Genomic DNA, 17,094 nt, shown 5'->3' with positions numbered 1-17,094 from the left:
TATTGGGTCCGTGCGCGAGCGCTCGAGACGCCAACACAGTATGAAAATGCATCGACCATCGGCTATGAGAATCAGGCATGGAATTATCACATCTATGAAGGGAAGTTGGTCACCGGAATATATCCTAGCGAAGTTCTTCCTCGCGGGAACTATGTGACGGGGACAGTGAATATCCCAGAGGGCGCAGACTGGAGAGTCGATAATGCTCATCCGTGGATTCTCGCGATTCCCGATGCGGCAATATTTGGTGGAGCAGGGCAGACGGTGGTTCATGTGCACGGCACACTGAATATTTGGAAGACAGGGATGATCAGTACGAATAAGGAATTTGGAAGCTATTCCTCTCCTGGAACTCGTCCCATCATCGAGACTGTTCCATATATCCTCGTGCATCCCGAAGGAACGCTCGTGCGTGATCCATATGCTTTTTTGAATGCCCCGGTAATTATCCGTGGCGGCATCGTACGCATAAATACGCCTGCAGCAAGAATACGATTGGAGTCTGGAAAATTGTATCTTACGTATTATCAGGATGGTACCGCACCGGGTGATCCTCCATCTTGTGACTATTTCAAGACGGACACATTTTCACTTGTGGAATGGCTTGGTGGAAAGATCTATCGTATGGGCATTGATTGTGGGAGCTCGCTTTACTTGAGTGGACAAAGTGGGGGTGATGCATATATCGGACCAGATGATCAATTTGGAGTTGTTGCTTCGGCAGGTACACAAGATTGTCGTATCTATTACGCCTCACGGAATGCAGAAGATTGTTCTGAGTTTTACGGCCTTCCCCCAGGGACACTTGATCCATCATGGGAAGAGCCCCCTGTTGTCGCGGGAACAAGCACTGCAACAACAACTCCTTCAGATACAGGAACAAGCACGGCAACAAGTACTCCGCCAATCACTCAAGACAATGGAAGTAGCACAAGTACTGCAACCACAACTCCGTCCGTTCCAGGCGAAGGCTCAACTTCGAGCACAACAACTCCTCCCACTACTCCTCCTGGTGATACTGCATCAAGTACGAGCACAAGCACTCCACCTACAACTCCACCCGGTGATGTGCTCGGCACCTCTACTGCAACAACAACTCCACCTGTAGTGGCAGGTGAGACAAGTACTTCGACAAGTACAAGTACTCCTTCAGAAACAGGAGGCGGATCTGCTACTTCAACCGCATCTTCTACCCCGCCTGTTGGTGATGGGGGAGGTACTGCGACTAGTACGCCGGGTGTGTTCTGCTATGATGGTCCCGCGTATTATGAAGGCATCACTCTTGAAGAATTGAATGCAACTTGTGGCCACGGCTGGGCGCCACGACCGACAATATTCCCCATAACCATGTGGGGGCGCAATCCGCTCGAGGAGCGTATGCAGATTACCGAGTATTACATTGGTGCTACAGGGGAGGCCTCGTGGTTCAAGGTATCTAATATGATGGGCTTTGTCCCTGTTGATCTTGGTATCACTGATATTTTCATGGATGCGGTGCGTACTCCGTTCCCCGTATTAAGTATTCTTGCGCGGCAGTATGTGCTTCTTCGCACTCCAGGCGCACTTGTGAATGAGCCGCCTACGACTTCAATGAACGGAGGAGTAGAGATGACACAGCAATATGCGGCAACCGTTCTCCCTGAGCTTAACGGAAGTAGTGGCAGTATCCGCTTCAATTATACGAGCAGCCTTCAGGAGGAAGGAGTAGATACTGAGGTTTTGAACTTCACGCGCGGAGAGTGTTCAGGAGTCGTTACTTCAATCGGCTCATGTGTCCTCATGCGCCCGTACATGGTAGGGAATTACCCGGGTGATGCAGGTTATGTGCCTTGGTCGATGCCCACACAAGATACTGCGACCTCATTTAGTGCAATGCTTAGTATCGGGGATACGAGTGGTAACTCCACTGTATCTGAGGAACTGAAATCGACACCCAGTCTAGAAAGCGAATCAAGTATTGAAGCAGTCATGCAGACTGATAAGAGTACAGTAGGTGTAGAGCCATCGGCAGTAAAGGGGGAAGAGAATCCGCAAACCGTCGACGGAGCCCAAGCTATTACTGACTCCATTTCGGACCAAGCTCCAGTTTCATCTACTCCTGACTTGCTCCTATTCATAAGCACAATTGAATCGTGATATCAGTCATCACCCAAAAATAGCGCCGCAAGGCGTTATTTGATATTGAACAGCCCAAACAGAAAAGGACGTTTAGTGCGGTCGCACTAAACGTCCTTTTCTGTGGATAAGTGCCTTACATAAATACTATTCAGTTGTATAGTATAAGAATACACATGCCACGCGTTCCGACGCAGTGGCTTTATTAATATATTTGTTATGAAGAAGGTTAAAAATTCAGACGTTGAACTTGAGCAGGTACTTAAACTGGGGAACTCATCTGGTGGAAGCTTTTACACAGAAGATCCTTTACGTGGTCGTATTGGGCATAACATGAAGGCATTTCTACTCGCATATTGTATAGATTTAGGAAGGAAAGCTCGACCGAATACATTAAGGCGGCAGTGGCATGCTCTGAAAGATGCTGGAGCAGAGACGAGAGAAATAATCAATGCGGTTCAGCGTCGCCGCGCTTTTAAGCTACTTGAAAAACAAGGATATCTCTACAGAACTACTGCAATTGAGGATAAAAAGAAAATTGTTATCTTCAAATTCACAGAAAAGGGGATATCACTTCAGGAGCGTTTTAGTGATGAGAGTAAGCTAGAGCGCATTTCAAGAGAAGCTACCGCGGTAGATCATTTTGACGACAGGACCCATATTATTTCTTGGGATATTCCTGAGGCACTAAGAAAGAAGCGGGCGCTATTTAGACATTTCGTGAAGCGTTTAGGTTTTCGCTTGCTGCATAAATCATTTTTTATTGGAAAAGTAAATGTAGCTGAATTTATCGCAAAGGCAGCGAGGCTGCTTGAGATAGATAGATATATCCATTGTGGAATATATCAGTCCACACTTTATCATGGAGTTTCCGTCGCATAGTGCAGCAGTTATTGAGTAGATAGAATAATGATGTATTAGATACGGTAATTAGTTTTATTGATCAGAAAATATATTTTACATAAAACTAGGCATTAGAATTTTTGTTCATTGAGCAGGGAAATTTGTTTTTGATTCAAAATTTTTTACAGCTCTCGAATATGAGATTTAAGGGTGATGAAAAAGAAAATAAAATAGGACGTTTAGTGCGGTCGCGGTAAACGTTCTATCCTTATGATTGTTATTTGAGGGAGGTGGCGGGGAGGGGGAATTCTGGTATGCTGAAGGTATGGAGTTTGAGTATATTGATGCCCATGGGCATTTGAATGATAAGGCGTTTGATGGTGACCGCGAACAGCAGAAGGCGGAGCTTTTGGAGCTCAATATCGCGACGATCGTCATCGGAACTGATGTGGTGATGAATGAGAAGGCAATTGCACTTGCGAATCCCGAGGAGGGGCGCTATGCCGTTATCGGGCAGCATCCCTCTGATGGTCATCCCGAAATCTTCGACAATGACCGCTACCGCGCATGGGCGAAGCTTCCCGAAGTGGTTGCTATCGGCGAATGCGGACTGGACTATTTCTGGCCACAAGCAGGCGACTGGTCCGGCGATGAGAAGAAGGAGAAGTTCCGTCAGTATCATCTTTTCGCAGAGCAGATTGATATCGCGCGTGCGGTGGATAAGCCACTTATGATCCACGGAAGGCCAACGAAGGGAACGATGGATGCATATGAAGATATCATTGCGCAACTTAAAGAGGCAAGTCGTGCACCGGGTCCAGAGATACGTGGAAATGCACATTTCTTTGCGGGTGACATCGCGATTGCGAAAGAGTTTCTTGATCTGGGCTTCACGTGTTCATTCACGGGTGTCCTGACGTTCTCATCGGACTACGATGAAGTGGTGCGCTATATGCCAAAGGAATCTATTCTCGCAGAGACTGATGCACCTTATGTTGCACCAAAGCCCTATCGTGGGAAACGCAATGAGTCAAAGTATGTACGCGAAGTGTATGCTGCCATTGCACGTATTCGTGGCGAGGATCCGGAGGTCATGAGGAGGCAGATCAATATGAATGCGAAAAAGTTTTTCGCGATTTAAAAACATACCAATTTGGTATGTTTTTGTTTTTCAGGGTGTCTCAAGTTTTGTTCGCAATGACTGAAAGCTTGTTTCAGCTCTATTATTTTCCGGTTTGGTATGTACTCGCGCTATGACGCCATCCATGCAACATCCTTTGAGGCACTTAGGGTTGTCTTGTGCGAGGTGCTGATGTTGTGGAGGTCGTTGAGTTAATCTGTAGGGTAGAAGATGGTGAGGTCATTTCAAGAGGTGCACCTGGGGGTGCGTTTACTGGCACCCCGCCGGCCGTGCTCTCTTCCGGGGTAGATGCAGTGGTTGTTGCCTTGCGGACTGCAGAGGCACTCAGCGAGTCAATGTTATCTTGGTCAAGACGAATGAGGAGTGCAACTCGATTGAGCAGTGGTAAATTTACTGCAACCTGTGTCGGAAATGAAGGCTCTGCAAATGTTTTTGCGAGTACGTCGTTGAAATATTGTGCATGCAGAAGAAACGCAAGAATGGTTGCGGCGATATAGGTAAGGAATAATCCAGGAAGGATTAGTCGCATTAAGTTCTTAGGTGCCTTGAGCTGCATATTTGTGGTGCTATTGTTGTCGCTGCGTGAGTGTTTGTTCGGGCTTCGTCCAGAGTGTGCCCGCAATAATGGTATGCCTGAATGCGGGCTGATTCAAATCGCGCTTCTCATCGATGTTCGTGATGGTGAAGAAATAGGGAAGGTGTTCAATTTCTCGAATATACGCGCGCACTGCACTCAGCTCACCCGTAACGTCAATGTGTATGGTGATTGCTTGAAGGGAGATATTGTCTGTTTTGATATTTGTAATGGTTGCTGCACCAACGCCGATAGTCGCAGCAACGCCATGTTTCAGTGCGTAGGTTTCTAGGATCTTCAGAAACTCACGAATATCTTCTGTTGGCGGAAGCGCACGCGTGATCTGCTCACGGAGTTCTTTCATTGAACGAAGATGCTCCCCAAGTATATCGAATGTTTCCTTACGAAATTGTGTGAGCCCATAGAGATTGTTTTCTGAAATTATCGTCCCGTTAATCTGCCCAATGCGATCACGAAGTTGATTGCTGACAATGTAGGTACACAAAATGATCACGAGGATTAGTGTTGACTCGCGAATGATGCGGAAGCGGAATGTTTTTTTGTCGAGCAATGATGACATGGATATGTTGTGTGATCTATATCTTAACGGTGAGCGTGAAAGGAATATTGAGCGAGGTATCAAGCCCACCAAGTGGGAAGCTGAGCACTTCAAGCTGTTCTGTTGCGACGATGCTCGTGCGGAAAAAATTATATTGATTGCGTGTCGCTGCAGTTCCCGAAATGGTGATGGGTCCGCTTCCGCTGCCTGTTGTTATTGAAGTAATTGTAATACCATCAGTAGCAATATGGTCGATAAGGTCTAGTGCGGAACTGTAGCGCTTCATGTGAGTGCCAATATTATCCGCAGCAAGTAATGCATTGTCGAGTGCTGCAGTTTCCTTATCAATTTCTGCAATATTGGAATATATATGAGGTGCGTTTGTTGCGCGGGCGATGCTTTGTTTTGAGACCACTCCAAGAATTTGCATAAGGAGGATGTCTGCACCAAGCAAGATGAGACAGGTCGCAATAGTCGCCTGTCGTAATAGTTGTAGGCCTGATGCAATGCGATGGAGATTGTAGAGCTCATCAGAACGAAGAGGTAGTAAGGAAAGCTCTCTTGTTGTTTGCGTCGTAATGGGATTTCGGATCGCTGCGCCTGCGGCAGGGTAGACACTAATATCAGTCTCAAACTTGCCCAGCAGAGAGCGTGCGGAGGCATTTAATGGTACATCCGAGGGGGAGTCATTGATTTCCTCTCCTGTTTCGGTTGCAAAATAGTTTCGTACGCGTGTGAGTTCACGAAGCATTGCTTGCTCATCAGGGACCCGCTCGAGGGGGAGAGTGAAGAGGAAGCGGACAGTTTTGTCTTTAGTGACAAAAATACTAACATGGGTTGTTGTCGCACTCACCGAAAGAGTATTCTTCGCTTGCTGTTCCATGAGGCGTGCAGTGCTTGCTGCGTCAAATTCCAGTGCGAGGACCTCTACCCCTGCATGCTCGGCCGCGAGAATGTAGGGATCTGCCGCAGAGCGTAGTATGGAGAAAATATTTGCACGAAGATCGGCGTCACTTTCGGTGATGTTGAAGTCGGTATATGCCGCCTCTCTCTTCCAGGGAAGCTCGACATCGAGCATGAGCTCAAGTGCTTTATTGTAATCATTTGCGCTATTTACGCTTTTGGGGAGATGAAGGATTGTTGAAAATATGAGTGCAGAGGGGAGGGAAAGATTTACGAAAGATACTTGCGTGTTTAGTTCGCGAAGCACTTGTTCAAGTTCTCTTGCGAGCAGGTTGTGGTCAATCACAATGCCATCAATAATGACTCGGGGAGGGAGTTTGTGTGTGAGTATGCGTGCTGGTTCATCTGCTCCTCTGTTCCCCTCAAGTACACAAAATATCGCCCCATCTGTAAAAGAAACACCCGCAATTTTTTCGCGTGCATTGAGCAAAAAACGCATTCGCTTAATTGCTTGACGCATCATAACAAAAGTATACCACGTAACACATACTATACATATGCACAGTGCTATCCACAGAACGTAAGTATTTACTTAGACTTGTGACTAGCGTATGGTATACTATACATAAGTAAAGCGTATGAGCTTTACGCTTAATAATTATTACGTGCTTCATTCTATATGCAATCTCTATTTGTAAAACAGGAGAGGCAGCATGAGGGTTTTACACTCCTCGAGTTGCTCATTGTGATCGCAATCATCGCAATTCTTTCGGTGATGTTGATCATCGTGATCAATCCCGTGGAAACATTGCGAAAATCTCGTGACTCTCAGCGCATCTCTGATCTTAATACGCTCAAAACTGCTATGGGCGTTTATACGACGACAATAGCTTCACCAAACCTTGACGGTAGTGGTACGTCGACAATCAATGCATTATGTCGCACGTCATCTGCTTGGGTGTCAGGAAATAAAGTTTGGTATAGCTTGCCTTCTGACTCAGGTAGTATTACTGGCGTGACCGTTGCTGGTGCTGCTGTGCAGCCAACCGCAGCGCAGGTTACTCAAGCAAACCTTTCGCGCGTCGATGGTGGTGGCTGGATTCCGGTAAACTTCGAAGCACTTACTTCTGGTTCACCAATTTCTAATCTCCCTGTTGATCCAGTAAATAAGATTACAACACTCACCGCACCAACGAGTACAGACTTTGTATATCGTTATGCATGTAACTCGACGAATCTTACTTACGAGGTTGATGCACGACTCGAAAGTGATGAATTCACAAAGGTGACAAATCGCATGCAGTCTGATGGGGGAGACAATGATAATCTCTTTGAAGTCGGAACAAATATACGTATTCTTGGGACCGGGGGTTTCTAGTACAAAAAGGCGCTTTGCGCCTTTTTTGTATATTCATTCGTATGTTGCTATAATAAATAATATGTTAGGAACTTTCTCGCAGGCAAATATGCTCGCGCACCTCCTTGCGTATTGGAGTACAGCGTGTTTGGCACTTTACGTTTTACTCATTTTACTCAAAGTCTTACAGCCCAACTTATTGCGACTGCGTTTTCCGTGGTTGCATTTAGGCTATATTGCTGCTCGCGTAACCTATGGAGGCATTCTTGCTGTGGGTCAGTATATACATTGGGCAGGAAATCCTTTTACTGCTCCACTGACATACCTCCCACTACCTGACTCGGTTCCTCTCCCTGGATTGTTTAAGCTTTTTACGCCACTACTTTTGCTACGACATGGATACTTTGCTCATTACATGCTCTCGCGATATTGGATGGGCTTATTCTGGGGGATAGCTGTTGCGCTTGTTCTCTACGTGTTCCTGCGCGCACTCCGAAAGATGAGACCTGCACTGCTCTCAGCTCTGGATATTCATTTGTTTGTTGCCGGGAGTCTTATTATCACGTGGCCAAATGTGCTTCTCTTTATCCTCGCAACGCTCCTCGTATTTTTGCTCAACGTTGTAGTCGTTACGGTCAGTCGGGGTGGGCGCACGGCACTCTACCCATCAATCCTAATAGGCTTCTTTATGGTGTTCATTTTTGGTGATTACATCGCCACTCTTTGTCCGCTAATAGCATCGTTAAAGTTCTCGGGATTGTAATAATTTGTCCCCATGAGACCGCGAGGTACTCTTTTGTATATGTGGTATACTTTAGTATATGCATATCGCGAAAGAAGCACTCCGCGGTTTTCTCGTAGGCTCTGGATTCGTGACCGAGGGGGATTTTGACAGTGCAGCGCAAGAGGCGGTGCATTCAGGTCATACTATTCCTGATGTGCTCATTGGGAGAGGGGCGATATCTGAGGATATTTTCCTTGAAACTCTTCAGCCATATTATGATGTGCCCGTTGTTAATCTTCACCGTTTGTCGATTGATGAGAGTGTGCTTAACCGCCTCCCTGAATCAGTCGCAAAGCTAAAACGTGTCATTCTCTATGACTATGATGACGAGCAGCGTGTTGCGAAGCTCGCTATGCTTGATCCGTTCGACTATGGTGCACGTGCGTATGTTTCGGCATTACTTTCTGCTTGGGTAGAGCCCGCATTTATGGGCCTCTCGAGTTTTCATTTTGGGCTCAAGCAGTATCAACCTTCATTTGGCGGTGATTTTGAAACGGAGCTCAAAGGGCAAGCACTTCTTGCAAGCAAGGAGTCTAACGAGCCCTTAACAAGAAAGGCGACTTCATCTTCGATTACATTGATACTCAATAAGATTCTTGATCACGCGGTAACGCTTAATGCTTCGGATATCCACTTTGAACCACTACCTGATGCAATGCTCGTGCGTTTTCGTGTTGATGGGGTGATGCGTGTGGTGCTACAACTTCCTCCCGAGTTGATTGCGGCGCTCATTGCGCGTGTCAAAGTACTCGCTAATCTTGCGATCGATGAACACCGTATTCCTCAGGATGGTCGTTTTACCTTTGAAGGTGAAGAAGGCGCAGCAACGGATATTCGCGTCAATATTATTCCCGTACTCCACGGGGAGAAGGCAGAGATGCGCCTATTGCGCTCCTCAGCGCGGCCACTCTCATTGGCAAATCTCGGGTTAGGGGAATCAGCAATTTCCGCACTCGAACTCGAGATCAAGCGCCCCCACGGGCTCATTCTCGTAACTGGACCCACGGGGCATGGAAAAACAACTACGCTCTACGCGTTACTCCAAATACTCAATACGCCAGACGTGAATATTACAACGATTGAGGACCCCGTTGAATATGAGTTTCCTCGCATCAATCAAACACAGGTCAACACAAAAACAGGCATTACATTTGCGAATGGTCTGCGTGCACTCTTGCGTCAGAATCCCGACATTATTATGATCGGAGAAATTCGTGATAATGATACTGTTGAAATCGCAATTCAGGCAGCACTTACAGGGCACCGTGTGCTTTCATCACTCCATACTACTGATGCGCCAAGCGCGATTCCGAGACTTATCGATATGGGTGCAGAGCCATTTCTCCTTTCAAGCACCATCAATGTCGTTGTTGCCCAGCGTCTTGTGCGTCGTGTCTGTACAACCTGTATCACCTCATATCCTGCTGATGAGGCAACGAATGCAATCATCAAAGCAGAACTTGCTGCACGCAAAGAAGATCATATTACCCATCTGCCTGAGACGCTCTACAAGGGGAAGGGGTGCAAGGTGTGTGGCATGTCAGGCTATCTTGGGCAGATGGGTATTTTCGAAGTATTCCCTGTAAGCGATGCGGTGCGTGCACTCATTGTAGAAGGTAAGGATGCATCAGCGTTGCGCAAGCAAGCGATCAAGGAGGGGATGGTTACGATGTTTGAAGATGGATTGCGAAAAGTTGAGCTCGGAGCAACAACCGTCGAGGAGGTGCTTCGAGTTGCGCGTGAATAAATATTGAAAACAATGCCGATATATTCCTACAAAGCAATCAAGAAGGGTGGAACAGACGCAATAGGCAGCATAGAAGCTCCTTCGAAAGATGGTGCAGTGGCGCTTCTCTTGCAGCGCAATCTCACTCCAATTGAAATAAAAGAGATGAATGAGGCGATTTCTGGCTTTCGCCGTTTTTCTGAGCGCGCGCCAACCTCCGCAGATATTCTTTTCTTTATTCGAAATTTCGGCATAGCGCTTCAGGCTGGTGTGACGGTCCTCAATGCACTTGCGTTGCTTGCAAAAGACAATAAGCATTCCGGTATGCGTGACATGATCGCTGGAGTTGAAGCATCAGTGCGCGGCGGTGCGACGCTTTCAGTGGCATTCACTCCGTACAAAGAGTATTTCAATCCCGCATTCATTGGTTTGCTCCGCTCGGGTGAGATTTCGGGAACACTAGGGAAGACACTTGCGCTAATTTCAGAATATCTAAAGCGTGACTTTGGCTTGCGACAGCGTGTGCGTGCCGCGCTTGTCTATCCACTTATTCTCGTCGTGGGCTCTCTGCTTGTTGTGCTGCTCCTGATGGTATTTGTGCTTCCTCGTCTTTCGGGTGCGTTCACTCAGTCGGGGGTGACGCTACCAATTCTTACCCGCATAGTGCTCGCTATTTCAAACCTTTTCGCATATAGCATTTGGCTTGATGGAATTATTCTTCTTTTAATTACTGCGGTTATTGTGTGGTTTCGAAAATCTCCAAGTGGAAAATCTGTTTTTGCTCAAATTCTCGAGCGCACTCCCGTTGCGCGCACGGTAGTTCATGGAGTAGCGCTTGTACGCTTTACGCGCACGCTCGGAAACTTGCTCATTGCGGGAATCCCTATGATGGAAGCACTTGAGACTACGGCGGGAAGTGTTGGGCATCTCGCAATGCAGCGTGCGACATTGACTACGCGCACCGCGGTGATGGGTGGTGCACCACTTTCTGTTGAGCTCGAAAAATATCCCGAGTTGTTTCCAAATATTGTAGTGGGTCTCACTCGTGTAGGTGAGGAGACTGGGAAGCTTGGGGACATTCTTGTAGAAGTATCAGAATTCTATGATGATGAAGTTGATTATCTCTTACGTAACATGACGACGCTCCTTGAGCCAATACTCTTACTTGCGATGGGGGCCGTAGTTGGACTGATTTCGATGAGTATTTTGTTGCCAATTTATCAGCTGATGACAAAAGTTGCCTAGCATGCAAACGTCACTTAGACAGCAGCAAGGAGGTGTTCTTCTCATAGAGGTGCTTATTGCACTTGCGTTGTTTCTTGCCATTTCGACGATTATTGCACAAGCGCTTTCGGTTGGTTTTGTGAGTGAGAAGGCATCACGCACACGGGCGGGAGGTACTGCCATGCTTGAAGAATTGCTCACTCTCGTGCGTGCATCCTCAGAGGAGCATTGGGATAACATTGGTTCGCTTTCTCGTGGTGTCCCGTATGCAATTTCACAGGTTGGCGGGCAGCTGCAGGTTGCAACAGGCTCTGCAACGGTTACCCTCGATGGGGTCGCTTATGAACGATCATTCACAGTACGTGATGCCACGAGGGCCATAGGGGGTACACTTACACCCCTCACACTTACCGCGACGACGAGCTCTCGTAATGATGCCGGTGCGCTTGTTATCGACGGTACGGTAACCTGGGGGAAGGGTGAATCGCTCAGGCTCCAGACCATCATCACGAGATGGCGCAATATCGTTTGTGGGCAGACTGCATGGGGGGTCACTGGTTCAAGTTCCGCATACTGCGAAACCGCAACTGTACCGATTTCGGGGAGAAGCAATATTCAAGTGGGGGATACGCTACAGCTCTGTACTGGCTGCTAATTATTTCGGAAAAAAGATCATGATTATTCAATTTCACAATTCATCACGAGGATTCACTATTCTTGAAGTCCTCCTCGTTATTGCCGTCATTGCAATACTTTCTGCTGCAGGAGTGAGTTATTTTCGCTCATCAATCGTAGAAGTAGCAGCAGGAAGTACGATGAAATCATTCGTTGCTGATATTGAAGCTGCGCGTGGAAGAGCGATTGTTGGTGATCGAGGTATGACATGGGGCGTACGTGCTGTTCCTCAAAACATGACATGGGAATTTTATGCTACGACGACGCGTGATCTTTCTGCTGAAGTATTTCAGACGGAGACCCATATGCTTCCTTTTGGAGTCTCGTGGCTCGATCCATCGAGTAACCCAAAAAGCATCGAGTTTGCGCCACTTACAGGTTCTGCATCAACGACAACATTTGTGCTTGGATATGGTACTACGCGATTGCAAGCGGTAGTGAATGAGAACGGCGCAGTAGTGGTGACGCGTGTAGAAAGTTAATATGAAAAAATTATTTCGTACAATATTTTTCTCAGGACTCCTTGTTGTGCTTTTTGGTATGCAGCCCTCAAGTGTTTTTGCATTGACCGATGAAGGACCAGTGTTGTGGTCAAGTGGTGGCGATGTGATGCAACGTTTCCATAGTGAGGCCAAGGGTGTGCTGGGTCCCCCCTCGGTTGCAATCGGTGGAGTGGATGCGAAATTCATCATAGTACGCAGTGATCCGCTGACAAAAGAGTTTGTGCTTGGCGTACAGGATACGGCCGGCCTTCTGCGTGTATATCACTCTACTGATGGAGTGTCTTGGGTTGCGGATTGGAATGTTTCTCTTGGTGATGGAAATGTTCCGCGGTTTGATATTGCCTATGAGCAGTCAACGGGTAGGGCAATGGTTGCATATCGAGGAAGGATATCAGGAGGAAAGACAACATTTTATTATCGTATATGGAACGGTTCAACTTGGACTGCACAGTCTGAGAGAACGGGTGGACCTACAGCAGGGAACATCGTTGCGCTTAAACTTGCCGCAAGAAACGGAAGTGCACAGTTGGGACTCGCATATCTTGATGATACAAGGTCGGGGGGAGCGGCGACATGGAGTGGCTCGTCGTGGACGTTTTGGGGAACAAGGATAACTACAAATGGCACTGTCTATACTGGGTTTGCAGGTACTTATCCGCCAGTGCGCGCACTTGATATTTCCTATGAGTCTCTCACGGGAGATCTGCTTGTTGTAATGGGCGAGAACTCAACAAATAAAGCACGTTATGCAACCCGCTCTGCTGCAGGCGCATGGTCTGGAGTAGGGTCAATTTCCGCTCTTAATGGCTATGGTGATTTCGTGCAACTGACACCGAGTCCTATCACCAATGAGATTGCACTCTCAACCTGTACGCTCGAACCGTCAATTTCGCAGTATCTTTGTGAGTTTGCGATATGGGGAGGTTCCTCGTTTGGTACTCCTGTAGCTGACCAAACGGCAACCCCAATTGGTGATGGAGGTATTCCTACCGATACAGTGTGGTTAGTGGATGGAGCAAATAGAGCGGCTGTTTCAGTTTATGGAAATGATGTGACAAATGGATTGGATTGGTATCAGTCTACGAATGGAGGAAGCTTTGTAGCGGGTGCGACAGATATAACTTCGCCTACAATCATCTCGGGAGAGGGGCAAGTACATGCAGTGCAGATCGCAGGTTTCCCAAGTCAGGCGATCATGCTCATTGATGATGCAAGTAATGCAGGCTATATGAAGCGCGCAACTCTTTCAGGGACAAGTGTCTCGTGGTCGAGTGTTACTGCGGGGACCGTTCCTGAACTTACGACATGGACCTATCCTGTCCCAAGTAGTGCGTATGCTCGCATGGGTATGGCGCTTCAAGTTGCACCGCCTCTTTTTGTGCTCAGTACGACTACAGCAAATGCTATCACCACGGTTCCTTCTGCGGGAACGGCATATTTTGCTGATGCAACCTGTACAAGTATTTCCGACTGTACAGGCTATACGATGACTGCGCGAGGGAAGAATGCGATCTCAGTTTCTCGAATCATGCTTACAAATTCGGGTACGGTGAATTTATCCCAGACAAGTAATTGGTCACTTGATATTGACGCAGATGCAAATCCGAATAATGGGGTCACTCGTTCTGTGGGAGGGGTGGTATCCGGCAACACAATTACATTTACATTTTCTCCAGCACTCTCAATAGCTGCGGGGCAGCGATTATATGCTTTTCCGAAGGCGACCTTTGGTAATGGTGGGGCATATCCTTCTGCGGGTCAAACGATCAATCTATCGGTTAATTCAGTGAGCGATGTTGATACAAGTTCCGCAGTTACTAACGATGAATTATTGCTCGGAATACCTATGGTACGTGCGATCGTGGCACCGAATGTGACGGGGTATGTGAACAGTACTGAGTCTGCGCTAGATTATGCTCCAGGCTGCGGAAACTGTGGTGGGCGTCTTGGGGCGGGTTCATCCGCTCAAATAATCACGATTAATGGTTTTGGATTCGGAGCAGATCCTGGTCCAGAGAATAGGGCGAGTGCATCACATAATATAGTGATCCAGGGTGCAACGCCAACGACGATTGCAAGTAGCAACGTGACGAGTTGGAGTAATACGCAAGTTAGCATTGCACTGGATACTGCATCGTTAGGAAATGCAGATGCTGATTTTGGGGCAAACTATGGAGGAAGCGCAGCGCTTGCGGTGACCACTGCGGGGATTACTGGTGATGGTCTGAATTTCTTCTTGTTTCCCCAAATTACAAGCCTTGTTGTTCCTAGTGGTCTTGGGCCTGATGGTGCGAAGGAATATAGTGCGGGAGATACCGATGGAGTAATTACTCTTCTTGGTACGCGTTTTGGAGCGAGTCAGAATACTAGCGCTGTGCAAATATTGGGTTGCAGTGATACGACATGTAATAGCCCTACAGATTCTGTCTCAATAGAAAGTTGGAGTGATACCGCAGTAAAAGTGAGGGTCCCTACGCTTATTGCAGATAATGCATATACTGGCGCAATTAGTCTTGCCCGCGATTTTCCAGCAGCAAGTGCTGCGCGTGTTGATTACGCGAATACCTTCTCAATACGTCCAAGATTAGTAGCAGTTGTTCCATCTACGGGTGGACATGCAGACACACTCACACTTACTGGTGACCATTTTTGTCCCGCTGCAGGAATTTGTCCTTCGGGGGCGTTGGGGACAGATAGTAGTGTGTTGCTTGCTCCAGGATTTTCAAGTAGTGACAATATTACTCTCGGGGGAGCCACTGCAGACTATTGGAATTCTTGGTCTGACACACAGGTGGTGTCTGCTGTCCCAATCAATGCAAGCCTTGGAGTGACCGTTGTATCGCTTACTGCTGGAACATATCCCGCAGGCACACGGCCATTCACTGTAGTTAATAATAATGTTGCAAGCCCACCATCGAATCTTACGCAGTATGCAACGACGACGCAGAATACTTCGATGATTACCGATAGTGGACTCAGTGCACCAGTACTAACGACACTTCCTGTCGGTGGAAGTACTGGAGCGACGACAATACTTATAGGAGGTGTGATCACTGCCGCTTCAGGAGTGTCGGGAAGTATGCGCCTTGCTGTAGAGGTAAAACCAATTGGTACCGCATTTACGTGTACTACTGGTGCATGCGCATCAGTAAAACTAGGCGACCCAGTCGCAGGTCCGGGAACTGTTGATTGTACGGTGTCTGCGAATAATTGCAGAGTGAGTATTCCGCTCGCTGAAAATGCGTATCATTGGCGTGCGCGCACTGAATATACGGTAGGTGGCACAACATACTATAGTGCGTGGGCTGTCTTTCCTCAGCCAACTCCAAACTTGGAGACGGCCGCTGATTTCCTCATTGATCAGACTTCGCCGAATATTATCAATATCAGCTCAGGTACACCATCGACTAATAGTGTAACCCTTTCTTGGAATACGAGTGAACCTGCAACGCAGGTAATCCAGCTGAATAAGACAGATGTATTTACAAATACCTGTGCAGGTAGCAATGGATGTAGTAATGAGTTGTTGTCGCTATCATTGAATCACACGGCACTCCTTTCAAATCTCGATTCCAATACACTCTACTATTATCGTATTTATGCAGCAGACGCTGCAGGGAATAATTCCTGGAGTAGCGTGCAGCAATTTACAACGCTCGGCGTTACGCAGCCCGCAAAGACACTATATTTCCATGTACTTTCAAGCGGTGGATCTACTGTGCAAGGAGCAGAGGCGACAAGTAGTTTTGCTGTTGTTATTCCCGAAACAAGTGTGCAATTCCAGAGTATATTCCTTGATCTTCGAGGACTATACCAAACTGGTGGCTCAGCCTCGAACGCAAGCCTTACTGTTCAGGTGAATGGGGGAAATTCCGTTACCTATTCATTGCCCGGTGGGAGACCACTCTTTTCACCATGGAGACTTTATCATCCCCTGCAGACACTGAATCTTTCACCAGGAGTAAATACTATATCGATTAGCGCAGGTAGTGATACTACTCTTTCAAGTATTGGGGCTGATGTCATTGTTACGTATAGCTACACTCCATAAATATGCGACTATCACGGAAAATAATTTGGGGAAGTGTGTTGCTGCTTATTGGAGTGGTGGTTTTGTTCTCTGTGTTAATGGGGCAGAAAAGTGCCCAGTTCTCTGTGAGTGGGCAGGATGCCCCCGTTATCCAGCAGAGGGAATATCAACAGCGTTATTATCGTTACCCTGAATTTTCGAGTAAAGGTGTGTCAGTGTCGGAGAAGGGTGCCACTTCTGGTGGCCTGACGATGAAAGCAGTGCTTCCATTTTTACAAAGTGAGCTACGGTCAGTATTTGCGATACGTTCTGCCACAGACCTATATCCTGATGGTACGTGTGCGCAGTATGAGGTACTTTATAGTGCAAACGAAAAAGTGTTTCGTCTCCTTGTTGGTAAGGATGGGGTGATCTCGACTACTCCTACCTCAGGAGCTCCGGCAGCAGCTACTCTTTTTCCAGTGAATTTCCCTGATTCTAGCGATGCGATTTTACAGGTGACAGCAAATCCATACTTTGCAAATGCAAAAATTGTTGGCATTGCCCTATATTTTGAGGAGCGTGATGGTCGCTGGAGTTATATCGTACGTACGAGCATGGGTGATGTAAGCATTTTGATTCCGGGTGAAGGTGCAAAGTATAAACGAGATAAGTAGTCAT

Annotated in this window: 14 protein-coding genes; 11 read left to right on the top strand and 3 right to left on the bottom strand. The window is 47.2% G+C overall.

Going from position 1 to position 17,094, the window contains the following annotated elements; all coding sequences use genetic code 11:
* From VJ579_01295 to VJ579_01285, 3 genes are all read left to right on the top strand, one after another.
* The coding region (locus VJ579_01295) for a hypothetical protein (protein ID HXK37684.1) at positions 1-2,136 on the top strand (2,136 nt) is incomplete at its 5' end.
* Positions 2,137-2,334: 198 nt separating this feature from the next.
* Positions 2,335-2,997: a hypothetical protein gene (locus tag VJ579_01290; protein HXK37683.1), complete on the top strand. Its 663-nt coding sequence runs from the start codon at positions 2,335-2,337 to the stop codon at positions 2,995-2,997.
* 286 nt (positions 2,998-3,283) lie between these two features.
* Positions 3,284-4,099, top strand: a complete 816-nt coding sequence (locus VJ579_01285) for a TatD family hydrolase (GenBank protein ID HXK37682.1) — start codon at positions 3,284-3,286, stop codon at positions 4,097-4,099.
* Positions 4,100-4,244: 145 nt separating this feature from the next.
* On the opposite strand, the gene VJ579_01280 is transcribed toward VJ579_01285, so the two are convergent.
* From VJ579_01280 to VJ579_01270, 3 genes are read right to left on the bottom strand one after another with little or no spacing between them, the layout of a single operon-like run.
* Entirely contained in the window at positions 4,245-4,655 is a 411-nt protein-coding gene (locus VJ579_01280; GenBank protein ID HXK37681.1) for a hypothetical protein, read from the bottom strand.
* Positions 4,656-4,665: 10 nt separating this feature from the next.
* On the bottom strand, positions 4,666-5,253 hold the full coding sequence (locus VJ579_01275) for a hypothetical protein (protein HXK37680.1): 588 nt from the start codon (positions 5,251-5,253) through the stop codon (positions 4,666-4,668).
* A gap of 16 nt (positions 5,254-5,269) precedes the next feature.
* Complete coding sequence (locus tag VJ579_01270; GenBank protein HXK37679.1) at positions 5,270-6,658, bottom strand: hypothetical protein; 1,389 nt, start codon at positions 6,656-6,658, stop codon at positions 5,270-5,272.
* 156 nt (positions 6,659-6,814) lie between these two features.
* Here VJ579_01270 and VJ579_01265 point away from each other — a divergent pair, with 156 nt between their 5' ends.
* From VJ579_01265 to VJ579_01230, 8 genes are all read left to right on the top strand, one after another.
* Positions 6,815-7,513 (top strand): prepilin-type N-terminal cleavage/methylation domain-containing protein, encoded by a 699-nt coding sequence (locus tag VJ579_01265; protein HXK37678.1) that lies wholly within the window; start codon positions 6,815-6,817, stop codon positions 7,511-7,513.
* Between the two features lie 61 nt (positions 7,514-7,574).
* Positions 7,575-8,255, top strand: a complete 681-nt coding sequence (locus VJ579_01260) for a hypothetical protein (protein HXK37677.1) — start codon at positions 7,575-7,577, stop codon at positions 8,253-8,255.
* A 58-nt stretch (positions 8,256-8,313) separates the two neighbouring features.
* The gene (locus VJ579_01255) at positions 8,314-10,023 is read left to right on the top strand and encodes a type II/IV secretion system protein (protein ID HXK37676.1); all 1,710 of its coding nucleotides are present in this window, start codon (positions 8,314-8,316) and stop codon (positions 10,021-10,023) included.
* A gap of 12 nt (positions 10,024-10,035) precedes the next feature.
* The gene (locus VJ579_01250; protein ID HXK37675.1) at positions 10,036-11,247 is read left to right on the top strand and encodes a type II secretion system F family protein; all 1,212 of its coding nucleotides are present in this window, start codon (positions 10,036-10,038) and stop codon (positions 11,245-11,247) included.
* A gap of 1 nt (position 11,248) precedes the next feature.
* Complete coding sequence (locus tag VJ579_01245) at positions 11,249-11,881, top strand: hypothetical protein (GenBank protein HXK37674.1); 633 nt, start codon at positions 11,249-11,251, stop codon at positions 11,879-11,881.
* A 19-nt stretch (positions 11,882-11,900) separates the two neighbouring features.
* Entirely contained in the window at positions 11,901-12,383 is a 483-nt protein-coding gene (locus VJ579_01240) for a prepilin-type N-terminal cleavage/methylation domain-containing protein (protein ID HXK37673.1), read from the top strand.
* A gap of 1 nt (position 12,384) precedes the next feature.
* The gene (locus VJ579_01235; protein ID HXK37672.1) at positions 12,385-16,455 is read left to right on the top strand and encodes a fibronectin type III domain-containing protein; all 4,071 of its coding nucleotides are present in this window, start codon (positions 12,385-12,387) and stop codon (positions 16,453-16,455) included.
* Between the two features lie 2 nt (positions 16,456-16,457).
* Positions 16,458-17,090 (top strand): hypothetical protein, encoded by a 633-nt coding sequence (locus tag VJ579_01230; protein ID HXK37671.1) that lies wholly within the window; start codon positions 16,458-16,460, stop codon positions 17,088-17,090.
* Positions 17,091-17,094: the final 4 nt, after the last annotated feature.

This window comes from Candidatus Paceibacterota bacterium (assembly GCA_035583355.1).
In the GTDB taxonomy this organism is placed as follows: Bacteria; Patescibacteriota; Minisyncoccia; order Phycocordibacterales; family UBA6899; genus JAJZQJ01.
The sequence above is the reverse complement of the archived record's forward strand: the minus strand, read 5'-3'. Positions and strand labels throughout refer to the sequence as shown.

Bases quoted from the DNA above. Each gene is read 5' to 3' on its own strand.
- VJ579_01285 (HXK37682.1), top strand. From the start codon at position 3,284: ATGGAGTTTGAGTATATTGATGCCCATGGGCATTTGAATGATAAGGCG.
- VJ579_01280 (HXK37681.1), bottom strand. From the start codon at position 4,655: ATGCAGCTCAAGGCACCTAAGAACTTAATGCGACTAATCCTTCCTGGA.
- VJ579_01250 (HXK37675.1), top strand. From the start codon at position 10,036: ATGCCGATATATTCCTACAAAGCAATCAAGAAGGGTGGAACAGACGCA.
- VJ579_01270 (HXK37679.1), bottom strand. From the start codon at position 6,658: ATGATGCGTCAAGCAATTAAGCGAATGCGTTTTTTGCTCAATGCACGC.
- VJ579_01265 (HXK37678.1), top strand. From the start codon at position 6,815: ATGCAATCTCTATTTGTAAAACAGGAGAGGCAGCATGAGGGTTTTACA.
- VJ579_01290 (HXK37683.1), top strand. From the start codon at position 2,335: ATGAAGAAGGTTAAAAATTCAGACGTTGAACTTGAGCAGGTACTTAAA.
- VJ579_01245 (HXK37674.1), top strand. From the start codon at position 11,249: ATGCAAACGTCACTTAGACAGCAGCAAGGAGGTGTTCTTCTCATAGAG.
- VJ579_01275 (HXK37680.1), bottom strand. From the start codon at position 5,253: ATGTCATCATTGCTCGACAAAAAAACATTCCGCTTCCGCATCATTCGC.
- VJ579_01240 (HXK37673.1), top strand. From the start codon at position 11,901: ATGATTATTCAATTTCACAATTCATCACGAGGATTCACTATTCTTGAA.
- VJ579_01255 (HXK37676.1), top strand. From the start codon at position 8,314: ATGCATATCGCGAAAGAAGCACTCCGCGGTTTTCTCGTAGGCTCTGGA.
- VJ579_01260 (HXK37677.1), top strand. From the start codon at position 7,575: ATGTTAGGAACTTTCTCGCAGGCAAATATGCTCGCGCACCTCCTTGCG.
- VJ579_01230 (HXK37671.1), top strand. From the start codon at position 16,458: ATGCGACTATCACGGAAAATAATTTGGGGAAGTGTGTTGCTGCTTATT.
- VJ579_01235 (HXK37672.1), top strand. From the start codon at position 12,385: ATGAAAAAATTATTTCGTACAATATTTTTCTCAGGACTCCTTGTTGTG.